General features: G+C 36.6%; 10 protein-coding genes. 3 read left to right on the top strand and 7 right to left on the bottom strand.

Annotation, left to right across the window (positions count from 1 at the left end; translation table 11 throughout):
* Positions 1–81: 81 nt before the first annotated feature.
* Complete coding sequence (locus tag BACCOP_RS14370) at positions 82–927, top strand: helix-turn-helix domain-containing protein (protein ID WP_007570372.1); 846 nt, start codon at positions 82–84, stop codon at positions 925–927.
* Positions 928–992: 65 nt separating this feature from the next.
* On the opposite strand, the gene BACCOP_RS14365 is transcribed toward BACCOP_RS14370, so the two are convergent.
* The 6 genes from BACCOP_RS14365 to BACCOP_RS14340 all read right to left on the bottom strand — a co-directional run bounded on the left by BACCOP_RS14365 (position 993) and on the right by BACCOP_RS14340 (position 13,161).
* On the bottom strand, positions 993–3,356 hold the full coding sequence (locus tag BACCOP_RS14365; protein WP_007570371.1) for an alpha-amylase family glycosyl hydrolase: 2,364 nt from the start codon (positions 3,354–3,356) through the stop codon (positions 993–995).
* Between the two features lie 69 nt (positions 3,357–3,425).
* Positions 3,426–4,127 (bottom strand): cadherin repeat domain-containing protein, encoded by a 702-nt coding sequence (locus tag BACCOP_RS19295; RefSeq protein ID WP_007570370.1) that lies wholly within the window; start codon positions 4,125–4,127, stop codon positions 3,426–3,428.
* 27 nt (positions 4,128–4,154) lie between these two features.
* Positions 4,155–5,798 carry a RagB/SusD family nutrient uptake outer membrane protein gene (locus BACCOP_RS14355; protein WP_040312114.1) on the bottom strand — a complete coding sequence of 548 codons (1,644 nt, stop codon included), beginning with the start codon at positions 5,796–5,798 and terminating at the stop codon, positions 4,155–4,157.
* A gap of 12 nt (positions 5,799–5,810) precedes the next feature.
* Complete coding sequence (locus tag BACCOP_RS14350; protein WP_397434038.1) at positions 5,811–8,726, bottom strand: SusC/RagA family TonB-linked outer membrane protein; 2,916 nt, start codon at positions 8,724–8,726, stop codon at positions 5,811–5,813.
* 234 nt (positions 8,727–8,960) lie between these two features.
* Positions 8,961–11,141 (bottom strand): glycoside hydrolase family 97 protein, encoded by a 2,181-nt coding sequence (locus BACCOP_RS14345; protein WP_007570365.1) that lies wholly within the window; start codon positions 11,139–11,141, stop codon positions 8,961–8,963.
* Positions 11,142–11,307: 166 nt separating this feature from the next.
* Complete coding sequence (locus BACCOP_RS14340; protein WP_040312113.1) at positions 11,308–13,161, bottom strand: glycoside hydrolase family 13 protein; 1,854 nt, start codon at positions 13,159–13,161, stop codon at positions 11,308–11,310.
* A 216-nt stretch (positions 13,162–13,377) separates the two neighbouring features.
* Here BACCOP_RS14340 and BACCOP_RS14335 point away from each other — a divergent pair, with 216 nt between their 5' ends.
* Positions 13,378–15,000: a DUF6377 domain-containing protein gene (locus BACCOP_RS14335; protein ID WP_007570361.1), complete on the top strand. Its 1,623-nt coding sequence runs from the start codon at positions 13,378–13,380 to the stop codon at positions 14,998–15,000.
* A 96-nt stretch (positions 15,001–15,096) separates the two neighbouring features.
* Here the strand turns inward: BACCOP_RS14335 and BACCOP_RS14330 are convergent, their stop codons facing one another.
* Positions 15,097–15,834 carry a hypothetical protein gene (locus BACCOP_RS14330; protein ID WP_007570359.1) on the bottom strand — a complete coding sequence of 246 codons (738 nt, stop codon included), beginning with the start codon at positions 15,832–15,834 and terminating at the stop codon, positions 15,097–15,099.
* Positions 15,835–16,377: 543 nt separating this feature from the next.
* Here BACCOP_RS14330 and BACCOP_RS14320 point away from each other — a divergent pair.
* The gene (locus tag BACCOP_RS14320) at positions 16,378–16,833 is read left to right on the top strand and encodes a helix-turn-helix domain-containing protein (RefSeq protein WP_007570355.1); all 456 of its coding nucleotides are present in this window, start codon (positions 16,378–16,380) and stop codon (positions 16,831–16,833) included.
* Position 16,834: the final 1 nt, after the last annotated feature.

Raw genomic sequence — 16,834 nt, 5'->3', positions numbered from 1 at the left:
ACAAAACATTTCATTTTAGGAACATATGTATATTTCATCAGAGAATATAAGTATATTTGCGGTATAAAACAGAAGTCATTCATGCCATATTCATTACCGTCAGACACACGATATATTTTATACGAAGAAACTGATCTGGCCCAGCTCAAACAAAAGCCATGTCACTTTAAATGTGGTATCTATTTAATATGTACACACGGACAAGCGCTTATTTCGACTGGTGTACAACAATATATATTCGAAGAACAGACTGAGTTAATCTTTCTGACTGGCAGCCTGATACAAGTGGTACAATCATCGTACGACTTTAAAGCACGTATTCTGATGTTTCCACAAGAGGTTTTTCTAAAAGCAGTACTACCAATTGATACTCCCTATTATAATTATACACATGAACATCCCTGTTATCATCATACAGAGGACGAACGAAGCCAAAAGACATGGAAAGAAATAAATTTATGGATGGACATGGCACAAATGCAATTCATGGACAATACACCTCAATTCCGCCAACAGCAGGAATATAACTTTCTACAAAGTCTATTGATGTGGTTATTCAATACTATTCAGGAAAAACTGGCTGTGAAAAAACAATACAGTCGCAAACAGATTCTCTATTATCAGTTTCTGCAACTTGTAAGAGAATATAGTACACGAGAGCATCAGGTAGCTTTTTATGCCGACAAGCTATGTATCACATCACGATATTTGAATGAGATTATTGCTTTATATGTAAACGGAAGAACTCCCAAACAGTTGATCGATGAGCAATTAACAGCCGAAATCAAAGTGTTATTGGATGACCCACATTTATCGGTTACCGAAATAGCACAGCATTTCAACTTCCCCGATCAGTCATACTTAAGTCGCTTTTTCAAGAAAAATACAGGAATGTCACCCAAAGAATTTAGAAGTCAAGCAAGATAACAATATACACACAATAAAAGGGAACATACCTTTAAAGCCGTAAACGATATGTTCCCTTTCTTGCACTATTTTACAGGAATAGAGAAATTCGTATATAAGCCAAAACTGTGTGCTGGAACCTCCAAATGTGTAGCCGTAATGATTTCTGGCATTCCTTCTTTACAGAAGTTATACCATTCTCCCGTTACAGGGAATACATACTGCATATCAACAGGTCGGTCAGTAAAGTTACCTACGACAACAAGTTGTTTACCATCAACAGTTTCCAAACGGATATAGCGTCCGTCATTCCAATCATTATCAGAAACCCTCCATTCCTTAAAGGCATTTTGGCCAAAGACATCAGGATATGCCTTACGCAATGCTAACAACCGACTATAAGTGGTATATAATTCATTTCTTTCTGGTATATCTTTATAAGACCATAAAACAGGCTTAGGATCTGTCTTGTGATCTTCACCAGAAATAACTTCTCCTTGCTGGTTAGCATCTCTCGAAATATCATATCCCAATTCTCCGAATTGCCAGATCATTTTAGGTCCTGATACCATAAAGAAGAAAGCAGCATTTGCCTCTAGTTGTTGCATCTGTACAGACAAATCGGTTTGTAATAATCCATTTCCCCATTGGGTTTGTTTATAAGCACACCGCTCTTCGTCATGACTTTCCATGTAACCAACCCATCCACCTTCTTTCATAGTCGTATTAAAGGTAGTAAGTCCAGTAAAACCACTTCCTTCACTCCATCCCATTGCAGACTGACAATAAGCATTATTCATATTACGCCATAACTTCATTCCTATTTGTGACAATTCGCTTTCCTCCTCAATACCTGCCAAATGTTCGCAAATCATAATAGCGTCTGGATTGACTTCTTTAATAGCCAGATAATAATCCTTTAAAATGGCTACACGACTAGCATCATAATTTCCGGAAGTACCTTCATTACTTGTCTTATTTGTAAATCCCTTTGTTAAATCGAAACGGAATCCATCTATTTTATATTCATCCAAAAGAAATTTAAGATTGCGCTTTACAAAACGACGTGTTAACTCTGACTCGTGATTAAAATCATTGAAAACACTAAATGGATGTGGTGCTGCTTCGTTAAACCATGGATTATTGACCGCAGGACATCCTTTGGAATTGTTCCAATATAGTCTTGCATATGGCATATTTCCCGTGGCATGATTGTAAACGACATCAAACAAAACAGCTATTCCCCTAGAATGACATTCATCAATGAAACGTTTATACATTTCTTTTGTACCATAAGCCTTATCCAATGCAAAGAAAAAACAAGGATTATACCCCCAGCTATTGTTCCCATCAAACTCTTGTACAGGCATCAACTCAACGGCATTGATGCCTAAGGCCTGTAAGTAATCTAACTTTTGTATAGCTCCATTCAAATCACCACTTTCTGTAAAGTCACGTAACAACATTTCATAAATCATCAGATTATCAGCATCTTTTATCTTAAAATCTGTATTTATCCAGCTATATTCTTCTCGCTGTAGCTTAAAAACAGACACGATGCCTATGCCTTTATCAGGATATTGCCTTTCTGTAACCGGATAAGTAGATGCTGCAATATATTTATCGTTATCCGGATCCAGTATCTTTTCAGAATAAGGATCTGCCAGTCGCATGACATCACCTGTTAAAGTCCCTACATAATACTGAAAACGATACTCCTTTGCAGGATCTAAATCAGAAATTGTAATCCACCAGCATCCTGTTGCTTCATCACGATACATCTGGGATGTTTCATCATTAGCCAATGTCCACTCATTAAAATCTCCTACAACATACGCATAGTCTTTATGACTTCCATCAGTTGCTTTATCATACAGAACTAATGTCACGGTACAATTATCTATATCCAAATTAATTCCTTCCTGCACCCCTGAAGGAAGTGATTTCTCCTGAACCTTACCAGGAACGAATCCATGATATTTCATATCCGTAACATTCACAAACTGATCTTTGTCAATACCTTTTTTACTACCATCTGCACTACGAATGATAATTCCCAATTGTTCAACAGGAGTTGTACCGGAAGCAAACCATTCCCGAATAGACGGAGAAAGAGTAATGGTCCATACATTAGCCTCAGTTTGACTTTTAGTAAACTTACACTTTTCAATATTTTCATTCCAATCTGCAGGCACATACAGCCACACTCCCTCACTTACTATTCCTGTATGCAAGTATACATCACCAACATATCCATATAAAGCAGAAGTCGGTGACGCCTTAAATGTAATCGTGAGAGGCTGGTCAGCATCGGGAGTTTCCGGTAAATAAGTAAAGCCTTCTTTCAAATTATCTGTTACACCACCAGGCAAAGTATTCGAATCGGTATCACTACATGAAGTAATAAACCCCAGTGCTAACAATATATAAGTCAATATATAGTTTTTCATAGATAGAAGAAAAAAAGAGTGCGTACAATCTGGCAAAGCCCTATCGACGCACTCCTAATATTAATTTAATTATTTAGCTATCAATTCATAAGTATAATCCGGAGTCGAAAGATCTACTACCACTTGATAATCACCAGCCGTCACACTAATGTTATTTCCTTTTGGAGCCAATTTGCCTTCACTATCTCCTGCACCAAAATCTCCATTAGGAACATCCCACTGATCGTTTGCACGAAACTTAATCGTACCGTCTGTCAATGTCATATCTACTTTCAACTTTAGATCAGCTGGATCATAAACTAAATCGGTATCTTCATTCCAGCCACCAGGAGTAGCATCTCCAATAACACCAAAGTTTACAAGCTGAACTGTATATGTAAGCTCTTTGATATTAAAAGTAAGATAATAATACCCTTCTTCTGCAGTCAGGTTACCAGCATCCTCAGCTGTCGACAATGTTCCTTCAGTCGAACCTGCTCCATAATTAGGGCCACTCCAATTTTGCTGTGAAGTACATTTGTATTCACCGTTCAAATAAGCATATCCGGCATAATTACCCATAGCGTCTATTGGATAAAGTTTTCCTATAACAGCTGCATCTGGAGCCCAATTTTGGTGAGCACCAACCACATACAACTGTTCAGGCCCATCAACCGGAGCCTCAGGTTCCGGTTCATATGGAATAATTCGCCAGTTTTCATTATCTTCACAACTTACAAGCCCCAAAGCAAGCAATAAGGTCAATGCTATATATTTGAAATATGTTTTCATATGTTTCTTTATTCTATAAGGTTTTCTTTATTTTGAATATCCCGGATTTTGTGTCAAATTCTGATTGACAGCCAAAGTGTTAGCATGAATCGGGAACACTTGTAAATAAGCTTCTGTCTTAGGACGATCAGTTATAGCATCATTAAACTTACCAAAACGAACCAAATCCTGACGTCTCCATCCTTCCCATGCCAGTTCCAACATACGTTCTTTCAACAAATTACTTAAAGTAGCATCTGCATGAGGTGCTCCAACACGATTTCTGACTTCATCTAAATCAGCCTGTCCGCTTTGACCATTACGAATCAAAGCCTCAGCACGCATCAATACAACATCTGCATAACGGAACAATACCCAGTCGTTATGAGGACACTGTCCATCTTCGGTTGCAGTCGGATCATCTGCGTACTTATACATTCGTGCTCCAGCCATCTTCATGCTAGTATCACTCTTATCGAATTGAAGCCTGATTGCCATTGGTAAATATTCCAAAGGTTTTCCAGTTTCACTGTTAATAACTTCTTGCCCGTTTACAACAACCCGGCCTGTATAATAAGTTAATTCCAAACGAGGATCAGGAGTTGCAGTTCCGTACCCAAATGCTTTCATTGCTTCAATAGTAGCAGCAGATCCGTTCCAACCTCCATTACCAAATCCTAATGCTTTACCAACATCATAATGGCGTGAACGTACCAGATACATATTACGAGCTTTATACAAGGTTGGATCCATTGGAATAACAAAAATATTTTCCTTAGATCCTTCATTATTAACTACGAAGTTAGAAAGGAATCCATTTGTTCCCTGATTTAAAGAATATCCACACTCCTTGATTTTATCACAATAAGCGACGGTAGCTTCCCAGCAATTTTTTTCTGTGCCATCCACTGTAAATTTAATATTCTTTCCATCAGGACGAGATTGGTCTGTCCAGTCGTTATCAGTATAAACTTCAGCATTCAAAGCCAACTTAGCCATAAGGAAGTAAGCAACAGCCTTAGTCATACGCCCATAATACTCTCCCAGATCAGCACTTTTTTCGTCAGCTAACAATGGAATAGATTCTTCCAGCTCTTTCTTTACAAAATTGAAAACCTCACTGCGTTCTGACTGTTTGACATCCTTCATCTGAGTTAATGAAGATTCAACAATTGGTACACGTGCAAACATATCCAATAAATAATAATAATACATAGCACGAATTCCCCGGACTTCAGCCTTATAAATATCAAAATATTCATTGCTTGGATCCAACTCTTTCAACTCAGTCAATTTATCTATAGATTGATTGCACTGTACAATCACTCCATACAGATAGTCCCAAGTAGATATGATAAGTCCATTATTTACACCCCAGTTATGAGTGAACAGATCTCTCCACAATCCACCATCGTCCCAGTCACCACCTCTTGTCGGGAGGATAGCATCATCGGCACAAAATGTATTCAAGTCATAAAGTCCTCTGTCTGTTCCAGCCAAACCACTTCCTCCTGCATCTGCGCCAATCTTTGTATAAAGGTTAGCAACTGTATTTAAATAAATCATTTCCGGATTTTTATAGGCTTCACTTTCCGGCATCTGATCAACAGGATTTTCTTCCAAGAAAGAAGAACATCCACTAAAACTCATTGCAGCAGCAATAAAAAAGCTATATAATAATTTTCTTTTCATAGTAACATTCATTTAAAAGTTAAGACTAAGTCCCAGTGAGTAAGTACGTGTAAGCGGATAGAAGCGCTTATCATCAACACCTAAATCACTTCCAACAGTAGAGCTATTAATCATTGGTGACAATCCTGAATAATTAGTAATAGTAGCCAAATTATTTACAGAGAATGTCAATCTTAACGAATTAATGTTCTTTAAATTCTTAGTATTCAGATTCCATCCTAATGTTACATAATCAATATGTACATAATCTCCTCTTTCCAACCAATAGTCAGTTACAGTCTGGTCATGAATATTCTTTTCAGGAGCGCCTTTCATTACGTTGTAAGTAGGGAATAAGCTCATATTCATGTATGACAAAGAGGTTCCATTATAAATTTTATGCCCAAACGCACCACTGAACTGAGTCTGGATATCAAACTGTTTGTAACGGAAACTAATATTACCACCCAAATAGAACTTCGGCATAGCTTGTCCTGCTATATAGCGGTCCTTTCCATCAGAAAGATCTATACCTTCTTGACCATCAATGTCAAGAATATGATAAGTATACTCACCATTACCATTCATATCAATGAGTCCATCACATTTAGGTAAATAGAATACTCCCAAGGGTTGTCCTACCATCTGATAAATAACCTGATTATTTCCTCCGATAAATCCAGCGCCATTCATTCCTCCCAAATTCATGTATTCCTTAGCACTCAATGATTGTCCCATATAAGAGCCACTCAAAGACAGCAATTTATTCTTTTGCCATGAGAAGTTTGCAGAAATAGTCAATTCCATATCTTTAGTTTTTACAGGAACACCTGTCACTGCAACTTCAATACCGGTATTTTCCATTTCTCCCAAATTAGCCAACAAAGTATTGAATGCAAAAGGAGGAACAGGTACGGCATAATTATATAACAGATCGCTAGTCTTTGAATAATAATAATCTAATGTTCCAGTCAAACGATCCTCGAAAAATCCTGCATCAATACCAATATCAAACATGCGTTTTACCTCCCACTTCAAGTCAGGATTATCATTACGATTGATTCCGTATGTAACAACAGGCTTGCCATTTACTGTAGTTACACCTGTCGGACTCATCAACTTCAACGAGTTATATGCACTAATGGCATCCTGGTTACCAGTAAGACCATAACCAGTTCTTATTTTTAAATTGGAAACAACATCTACATCTTTCAAGAAACTTTCTTCCTTCAAAACCCAAGCCAATGATGCAGAAGGGAAAAATCCCCATTTATTATTTGCTCCTAATTTAGAAGAACCATCGGCACGCATATTTACAGTTGCAATATATTTATCAGCAAAACTATAATTGAAACGTCCCATAAATGAAGCTATTGAATAACCATTAGAGTATGAGCTGACATCTCCATATTTAACTTCTCCACCAGCGCCTAAATTATTATACTCGAAGAAGTTAGTACCAAACTGCTTTGATTTAGCACCAAAACCAGTATATTTATAATCTTGTAACTCAGCAAGTCCTAAAATATCAATATAATGCTTTCCAAATGCTTTCTTATAATTTGCAGTAAAGTTGCCTAACAACACACCACTCTTGTTATCAGACTTTTCAGCAATACCACTCTGTCCTTGTCCTGCTTTAATATTGTTTGGAGTATATTTTGAATTTTCTTTTACATTATAAGTATATGAACCAAAAGCACTCAATTTTAATCCGTCAATTACAGTCCATGTTATACGCGCATTTGTATTAATGTAGCTATTTGATTCTATATCCTTTATTGTCAAACGTCCCAAAGGATTCTGTGTTTCATTTGCATTAGGATCTTCCGGCCATGATCCATCTTCATTCGCAAAATCAGGGAAAGTAGGATTAAATGCAGCTGCAGAATAGAATGTCTTCTGATAATCATTCAAGTAACGTTTATCAACTTTAGAACCAAACATTCCAAATTCAATTTTTACCTTATCATTAAACATTGTTTGCGAAGCATCCAGTTTAGCTGTATAGTTACGCATATAATTATCCTTAATGATACCCTTTTGATCAATAACACCAATAGAAGCACGATAATTAGACGACTCTGTACCACCTCCAAAAGAAAGACGATGATTCTGCGTATAACCTGTCTGCTGCATTGCTTCAATAAAATTAGTATCATATCCCATATCTAAAGCATTGGCATATCCTCTATCAGCCACAACCTGACGATATGTATTGGCATCCAGCATTTCCAAGTTCTTATAAACGGTTTCCACACCAAAGCTACCATCATAACTTAAAGTCTTAACACCATTTTTACCTTTAATTGTAGTAACTACAATTACTCCACTAGCACCTCTTGAACCATACTGAGCTGTTTCTGAAGCATCTTTCAAAACTGTAAAACTTTCAATATCAGCAGGAGAGATAGCATTCAACATACTCAAATCTCCAAAAACTCCATCAATGATAACCAATGGATCATTACCACCAGACAAAGAAGTTGTACCACGTACACGAATAGAAGCTGATGCAGTCGGGTCACCACCAGATTTCTGAATATTTACACCAGCCACTTTACCCTTTATGGCCTGCAATGGATTCGTTACAACGCCAGCATTCATATCTTCACGTCCGACACGCTGGATTGCACCAGAAACAGTACGCTGGCTTCCCGTAGCATAACCAATAACAATAACGTCATCCAAGACTTCGGTATCTTCATGAAGAACGACCTTCATATTAGCAGCAGCAGGAAGCTCCTGGTTTTTATAACCGATAAAAGAGAAAACTAAGATATCACCTTTTTTAGCCTCCAAAGTAAAATTACCATCAAAATCAGTAATTGAACCATTGGTTGTACCCTTCACCAAAATATTAGCTCCAATAATAGCCTCTCCGTTTTTGTCTACAACACTCCCTTTAACCGCCAAGTTTTGGGCTAATACTTGGAAGGAAATAAGCATACCTACTATCGTCAATAGTAGACACTTTCCTGTGTGTTTAATAAATAGATTCTTGTTCATATTATTAATTTTAAAGTTAAGAAAATTCTCTTGGCTACAATCTATAAACGTGCAGATTGAACTATATATTAAATACCTACTGGAAACAATTATCTTTTTATCTTAAAGATTGTATAATATATCAGAGAAGGAAAATAACCTCTCTGATATATTACAATAAAACAATGCCTGATATCACTTGATCTCTTTAATAGAGATAGCGTAACCACCTCCAATTCCAGCTTTCAGAGTCATTTTGCTCTTGCTGGTAACCTTTTTCTTTGTAATGGTATATGCTTGAGGATTCTTGTCCCAACTTGCATCTTTAGCATCTGCATAAATAATTGCTTCATACTTCTTATCCGGATCAAGGAAGTCGAATGATAATTTTGACACATGACCGTTATAGCCAGCTGTACAGCCCACATACCAATCATTAGTATTCTTAGCACGACGAGCAATTGTTATATATTCTCCCGGCTCAGCTTCCAGATATTTTGTCTCATCCCAATCAACAGCTACATCTTTAATAAATTGGAAAGCATCCATAAAACGTTCATAATTTTCAGGAACATCAGCAGCCATTTGCAATGGACTGTACATAGTTACATAAAGAGCCAGCTGACGTGCCAGAGTTGTACGTGCATGCGACTTATTATTCGGATTCATCTTACTGCAATCAGGTTCAAAAATTCCCGGAGTATAATCCATCGGACCACCAATAAGACGAGTAAACGGCAAAATTGTTGTATGATTTACATTGTTTCCACCAAAGGATTCATATTCAGTTCCGCGAGCTGATTCATTGCCAATCAGATTAGGATAAGTACGGCAAAGTCCTGTAGGACGTACTGCTTCGTGAGCATTAACCATAATTTTATAATCAGCAGCTTTCTTTACAGCATACAAATAGTGATCAACCATCCACTGACCGTAGTGATGTTCTCCTCTCGGAATAATGTCACCTACATAACCACTCTTTACAGAATGATAACCATTATCTACCATAAATTGATAAGCTTTATCCATATGGCGTTCATAATTGCGGACAGAAGACGAAGTCTCATGATGCATCATCATTTCAATACCTTTACTTGCCGCATAACGATGAATTTCTTCTACATCAAAATCTGGATAAGGAGTCACGAAATCGAACACATAATCTTTGCTCTTACCAAACCAGTCTTCCCATCCTTGATTCCATCCTTCCACCAGTACAGCATCAAAACCATGTTTAGCAGCAAAATCAATATAACGTTTTACATTTGCCGTATTAGCAGAATGCTTTCCATTTGGCTTAGTCTGTGAGTAATCAGTTTGTCCCAGTTTTACACTTGGCAATTCATCTGTATATGCCCATGTACCTTTATTGGTAATCATATCCCACCATACGCCAATATATTTCACAGGATGAATCCAAGAAGTATCTTCTATCTTACATGGTTCATTCAGGTTCAAGGTAATTCGCGAAGCCAGAATGTTACGGGCATCATCGCTTACGATAATCGTACGCCAAGGCGAATTACATGGAGTCTGCATATATCCTTTATCTCCCTTTGCATCAGGAGTCAGCCATGATTCAAAAATCATATTCTTATCATCCAAGTTCAAACTCATACAAGAATAATCTTTCAATGCTGCTTCATGCAAGTTTATATAAAGCCCATCATCAGTCTTCATCATCAATGCTGTTTGAACACCTGTCTGTGAGAATACATACTGTGAAGAATTTTCTGTTACAGCCGCACTCATCTTTCCACGTATTTCAGATAAGCGTGAAGTTGTGTAATCGTATTCTTGTGTATCATAATCTCCCGGAATCCAGAATGCTGTATGATCTCCCGTCATAGCAAACTGAGTATGCTCTTCTTTGATAACAAAATAATTCAGATTTTTTTGCTGAGGGAACTCGTAGCGGAAACCTAAACCATCATTGAACAAACGAAAACGGATAATGATATAACGATCATTTTCAGGCTGGTCAAGTGTGACTTCCAGTTCGTTGTAATGATTACGGATTTCACTTTCTTCTCCCCACACCGGACGCCAAACTTCATCGAAAGTAGAAGTACGTGTATCTTTAATCTTAAATCCAGTCATCAGATTCATTTTTTCATCTACGCGTTCCTTATCTTTGCGTTCTGTCCATTCAAATCCGATTCTCTTTTCTGGATCTTCTCTCTTCAGTTCAAGACCAAGAGTACTAGGCTTTATCACAGCTTTATCTTTAAAGAAAAGCTCATATACAGGAGCCCCGTTACTGTTTAAACTAAAGTTCATTTTTAAATTACCATCTGGTGAAGTCAGATTTTGTGCACTCAATGCAAACGCACAGTAGCACATAGCTACAAAGGCAAAGGTTCTTTTTAGATTCATAGTTTTATAAGGTATTATGATTAATAATTTTTTAGGTCATAAGCAAAATTAAATGCGTTATCAGTTTGTTATTTCTTTCATATGAAAAATACAAATCTACAAAACATTTAATTAATTATATTTCAGATAATTGACTCATAAGACAGGAGCAATAAATATAAATCCATTAGAAACAGAGAATCAAAATTTCACGTTCTTTCAGAGATAATTTATCTGTCAAAGCCACATGCTTCCCACTCAAGAAATCTATGCTTTCCGGCTGTGGCAATATCTCCTGATAAGGTTTTAAACTCAATTCCTGCGGACTATCCGTACCATTCATTATTACAACAACAGACTTGCCATTATACACTCGTTGATAAACATAGGTACCCTGACTGATAGAATAATGTTTTAGTGTACCATGAGAAAGTACTTTATTTCCCTTACGCCAATTCAACAATTTACGAGTAAAATCGAATGCTTCATTCTGCAATGCTGTACGTCCATCTGGTACGAAGCAATTTATTTTATCTTCTTGCCAGCCCCCAGGAAAGTCCTTTCTTAATTCTCCATCTCCATTTCCCTTGTCACCAGTCATCAAAATCTCTGTACCATAATATATCTGCGGTATTCCGCGTGTAGTAAGCAAAAATGTTATGGTCTGTTTATACCTCGTCAAGTTATCAGCCTTCTCATCAGTTGTAGCAAAACGAGAAGTATCATGGTTATCGAAGAATACCAGCAGGTTCATCGGATCAGCATATACGATATCTTGTGTCAGATAGTCGTACAATTTATACAGTCCTCCTCCCCACTCTCCAGTTTCTTCATCAAAAGCTTGGTTCATCAAACTTTGTAAAGGGAAATCCATTACTGTCGGTAAATTGGAATTTCGTGGAGCTGCCAGTTTGCTATCCTTCTGCCAATAAGAAACTAAGACATTACTATTTAACCATGTTTCACCTACGATATTAAAATAAGGATACTCTTCAAGTACTTCCTTACACCATTCACTCATAAAATCAAAATCGGCATACGGATGAGTATCCTGACGAATCCCATTAATGCCAGTGTACTCAATCCACCAGATACTATTTTGAATAAGATAACGTGCTACATGACGATTACGCTGATTCCAGTCAGGCATAACTGAAGTAAACCATCCATCAGTAGCAATCTTACGTTCATACTCACTGGCATGTACATCCATTACGCTAGCTGTTTTAAATGAAGTCTGCACATATTCCGAGTGAAAATTAAACCATTCTTTAGAGGGTTTATCTTTAAACAGGTAATTTTCACTACCACAATGGTTGAAAATCATGTCCATCACAACCTTCAACCCTTTCTGATGTGCCTTTTCAACCAATGTCTTAAATTCCTCATTACTTCCTAAACGACGATCCAGCTGATAATAATCTGTAATGGCATAACCATGATACGATCCCTCTTTCATATCGTTCTCCTGAGTTGGATTCAGCCAAATAGCTGTTACCCCCAAATCTGCAATATAATCCAGATAATCAGCAATGCCTTGTAAATCACCTCCATGCCGAGCAAAAGAGTCATTACGGTCTACTCTATTTTCGAGCATTCCTTCAACAATATCATTATCTGGATTCCCATTAGCAAAGCGATCAGGCATAATCAAATAAAGGACATCTTCAGAAGTAAAGCCTTTTACATCTTCTCCTTTACGTACACGTGGCTTCAGCTCATAAGGTATCGTAAGTTTCTTTTTACCATCTTTTAATGCAATATTAAAGGTTTGCGCTTCAGCTTCAGACAAATCAATATACAATAGTAAATAATTCGGATTATCTTGTTTAACGACCTCTTTTAATATAACCCCTTTACCAGATAAAGACACTTCAGAAGAAGAGATATGGTTGCCATATAATAGAATCTGCAACTCAGGATTCTTCATATCAGCCCACCAGTAGCTCGGAGCAATCTTATCTACCTTTATAGTCGCAGCAGCACGGCAAATACCGCAAAAACTAAAGATAACCATAAATAAAAGCCGTGTATGTTTCATGATATTTAAGATTAATATGATTTGAAATGTTTTTCGATGCAAAAGTATACCTTTGACAATATTTTTATTATATTTGGAAAATAAATATAAACGCCTTGTGAACATAAAATACAGAAAACAAAGAACTTAACCTAATACAACCATATCAATTATATAAATAGTTTTAGCACTAAATTTTGTATTATGATACACTTTTAAACATAGCTATAGCACCAAATGAAACAAAATATCCGTATTTTCATAGCAAGATATAAATTCATCTGGCTATTAACCAGTATGATTTTATTAACCCTGTCTGCTCAAGCACAACAAGCTAATCATGAAAAAGTTTTGCAGCAACTCGATGAAGTCATTACTAAGAAAGCTTCTTTTCGCACTGAACGAGAAACAACAATATCTCAACTTAAACAGCAACTACATTACGCAACAACAGAAGAAGACAAGTATAAACTATGTAATGAATTACTCGGACTATATTTACATTATCAAGCAGACTCAGCTCTGTATTATATAAACAAAAAATCGGAATATGCACTATTATTAAATAAGCCGGAGTTACATGACGAAATCATTATCAATCGTGCAGAAGTCATGGGAGTCATGGGTATGTACAATGAAGCATTAACAGAGTTACAACAAATATCTCCCAGTAAATTAGACAAGAAAAACTTAATATACTATTACTTTACAGCACGTACATGCTACGGATGGTTAGCCGACTACACTATAGGACATGATGCTAAACAAAAATATTTACATCTGACAGATTTATATCGTGATTCGATAATGAATAGTATCGATTCCGGAGTAGATCGCAATATTGTTTTAGCAGAGAGATTCATTCTTTCTGCACAACCGGATAAAGCCCTTCCCATGCTTAATCAAATGCTTACTACGTCCCTTGATTTAAGGCAAAAGGCATATATATATTATACATTATCAATGGCATATGAGGTAAAAAACGAACCTGATATGCAAATCTATTATCTGGCGCAAACTGCAATCATTGATTTAAGCACATCTGTCAGAGAATATGCCTCGCTACAAAAACTGGCACGACTCATCTATCGTCATGGCGATTTAAAAAGAGCATATAGCTACTTAAGTTGTTCTATGGAAGATGCCGTAGCCTGCAACGCTCGTCTGCGTTTTGCCGAAGTTACAGAATTTTATCCAATTATCGACCATGCATATTCTCAAAAAGAAGCTCAAGAAAAAAGAATGGTTGTCATACTCTTAGTATGCATGGGAATATTAGCCGTTCTATTAATTATCCTAGCATCATACTTGTATTATGGTCTGAAAAAATTATCTATCACACGAAAACATTTATACCTTTCCAACAAAGAACTGCAAGCAGCCAACGAAAGTTTGGCCCAAACCGGAAAGATTAAAGAAGTATACATAGCACGGTATCTGGATCGTTGTGTCAGTTATCTTGAAAAGCTTGAGCAATATCGCCGTTCGTTGGAAAAACTTGCAATGGCTTCACGTATTGATGATCTATTCAAAGCTATACGTTCTGAACAGTTCCTTCGTGACGAACGGAAGAATTTCTATAATGAATTCGATAAATCATTTTTAGAGTTGTTCCCTAATTTTATAGAGGACTTCAATAAATTACTAACAGATGAAGGGAAAATATACCCTAAACCGGGTGAAATACTAAACACAGAACTCCGTATTTTCGCTTTAATACGTTTGGGAGTAACCGATGCCAATCGTATCGCCCATTTTTTGGGTTATTCACTAGCGACTGTTTACAACTATCGCAGCAAAATACGCAATAGAGCGAAAGGTGACAAAGATCATTTCGAACAAGAAGTAATGAATCTATAGCAAATCGATCACCAGCCTTGTTTTAATGGAAAATATATAAAACAAATAGCCCCTCATAAAATTCATTTTTGAGAGGCTATTTGATTTTTGCACATATTAAAAACTTAATCCCGCAACAAAATAAAGCCCTTCCGTAGAAGGATTCCATATTGCTTTAGCAAAAAGAGGCAATGACCAACTTTCCGAAATCTTTATTTCTTTCGAAGCCTCTATACCTACTTCACAAACAGCAAAACCATTTATCATATCTTTCGAATAACTGGAATTTTCTCCTCCTGTATAGAAATCATTTTCCCAAGGAGTTGCTCCAGCCTCTACAGTCCAGTCTAGTCCTCCCAAAACAAAAGGAACAGAAACTGAAAAATAGGAAGCATAAGCTTTACTTCCATCTGCTTTATAACCGATATTTCCAGCAAAGTTCGTAAACCAGTCCACCGATAAGAAGCCAAAGTCATATCCAATCTGCGCTTCAAATGTATGACTCGTATTATGTGCCCCATAGTGGAAGTATCCCGGTCCACCATTAGTCCAATAATCAGTTACAGAGCAACTGAATCCTTTCACTTCATAACCTAAGGTCAGATCAAACTCTTTTATATCATCTTTATCAAATCCAACAGTTCCCCATCCTGTAAGAGAAAAACCTTTGTAAGCCAACGACACTTCTGGCTGAATGCTGACATTTCCCAAATCCTGACCACGCCAAATATAGCCACTTACTAAATCCATACCAACACTTGCATCGAACTTGTCTTGAGCTTTCATTCCAACCGGATAACAAATAAGTACGCCCCAAAGTAATAATATTGCATTTCGGACTGTTTTCATCATCATAATCTACACTTATTAATAACCATTAATTAAAAAACGGCTGCAAAGTTAGAAAATAAAACTTCCTCAAACACCATTAAATTTATTATCATTCTTATTTTTGCAAATACATAAATAAGAGAATCATGATATCTCAAGAAAATCTCATAGAAAAAGAAACGATTATCTTCAAAGACTTATCAGATATATTAGGCCCCAATGTGCACGAACAATCATTTGTATTCAAAGGATTCATTTTCGGTATTTGCACGAAGGGATATATTAAGCTTAAGATAAACTATAATACCCATCATATCTGTCAAAATGGAATATTTATTATTATTCCCCAACACATCATTCATATCAAAGAATGTTCGTCCGACTTCGAAATGAAAGTGATGCACATATTACCCGACTTTCTATGTGCGCTACCTATTACCCCCGATTTTAACCTGTTAAAACAAACAGCCTCAACACCTTGCCTACAACTTCAAGAGAAAGACTCAGAAGAAATAATAACCCATTCTTTCTCTAAACACAAGTACACTCAGTTACTTACAAGAAACAATGCATTTAATTTCTGAGAGTTTAGAACAGTTCCGTTTCTATAAGAGTGGTATAATCAGTCATTTGTGCAATTTTTTATTACTACAAATAACAGATATACTATGCCAGAATAATCAGGAAGTATCAATTTGCATCAAGCGCACCGACGAGATATTTCGTAATTTCAAAAAACTTTCAAGTCATAATTACAGAAAGCACCATGACATACTATTTTATGCAAACAATTTAAACATCTCAACAACCTATCTATCCAGAATCGTAAAGAACATTACAGGACATACAGTTCACTTTCATATATCAGAACTTCTCTGCACAGAAGCTAAAAGACTATTAGATACTACTGATATGGGGATAAAGGAAATAGCAGATGAACTAGACTTTTCTGATCAGTCTGTCTTTGGAAAGTTTTTCGTAAAAGCAACAGGAGTTTCTCCACTCAAATATCGTAAAAGATAAC

The organism is Phocaeicola coprocola DSM 17136 (assembly GCF_000154845.1).
GTDB lineage: Bacteria > Bacteroidota > Bacteroidia > Bacteroidales > Bacteroidaceae > Phocaeicola > Phocaeicola coprocola.
Note: the sequence above shows the minus strand (reverse complement) of the source record. Positions and strands in the feature narration are given on the sequence as shown.

Coding starts and splice junctions, on each gene's coding strand:
- BACCOP_RS14370 (WP_007570372.1), top strand. CDS start 82: ATGCCATATTCATTACCGTCAGACACACGATATATTTTATACGAAGAA.
- BACCOP_RS14365 (WP_007570371.1), bottom strand. CDS start 3,356: ATGAAAAACTATATATTGACTTATATATTGTTAGCACTGGGGTTTATT.
- BACCOP_RS19295 (WP_007570370.1), bottom strand. CDS start 4,127: ATGAAAACATATTTCAAATATATAGCATTGACCTTATTGCTTGCTTTG.
- BACCOP_RS14355 (WP_040312114.1), bottom strand. CDS start 5,798: ATGAAAAGAAAATTATTATATAGCTTTTTTATTGCTGCTGCAATGAGT.
- BACCOP_RS14350 (WP_397434038.1), bottom strand. CDS start 8,726: ATGCTTATTTCCTTCCAAGTATTAGCCCAAAACTTGGCGGTTAAAGGG.
- BACCOP_RS14345 (WP_007570365.1), bottom strand. CDS start 11,141: ATGAATCTAAAAAGAACCTTTGCCTTTGTAGCTATGTGCTACTGTGCG.
- BACCOP_RS14340 (WP_040312113.1), bottom strand. CDS start 13,161: ATGAAACATACACGGCTTTTATTTATGGTTATCTTTAGTTTTTGCGGT.
- BACCOP_RS14335 (WP_007570361.1), top strand. CDS start 13,378: ATGAAACAAAATATCCGTATTTTCATAGCAAGATATAAATTCATCTGG.
- BACCOP_RS14330 (WP_007570359.1), bottom strand. CDS start 15,834: ATGATGATGAAAACAGTCCGAAATGCAATATTATTACTTTGGGGCGTA.
- BACCOP_RS14320 (WP_007570355.1), top strand. CDS start 16,378: ATGCATTTAATTTCTGAGAGTTTAGAACAGTTCCGTTTCTATAAGAGT.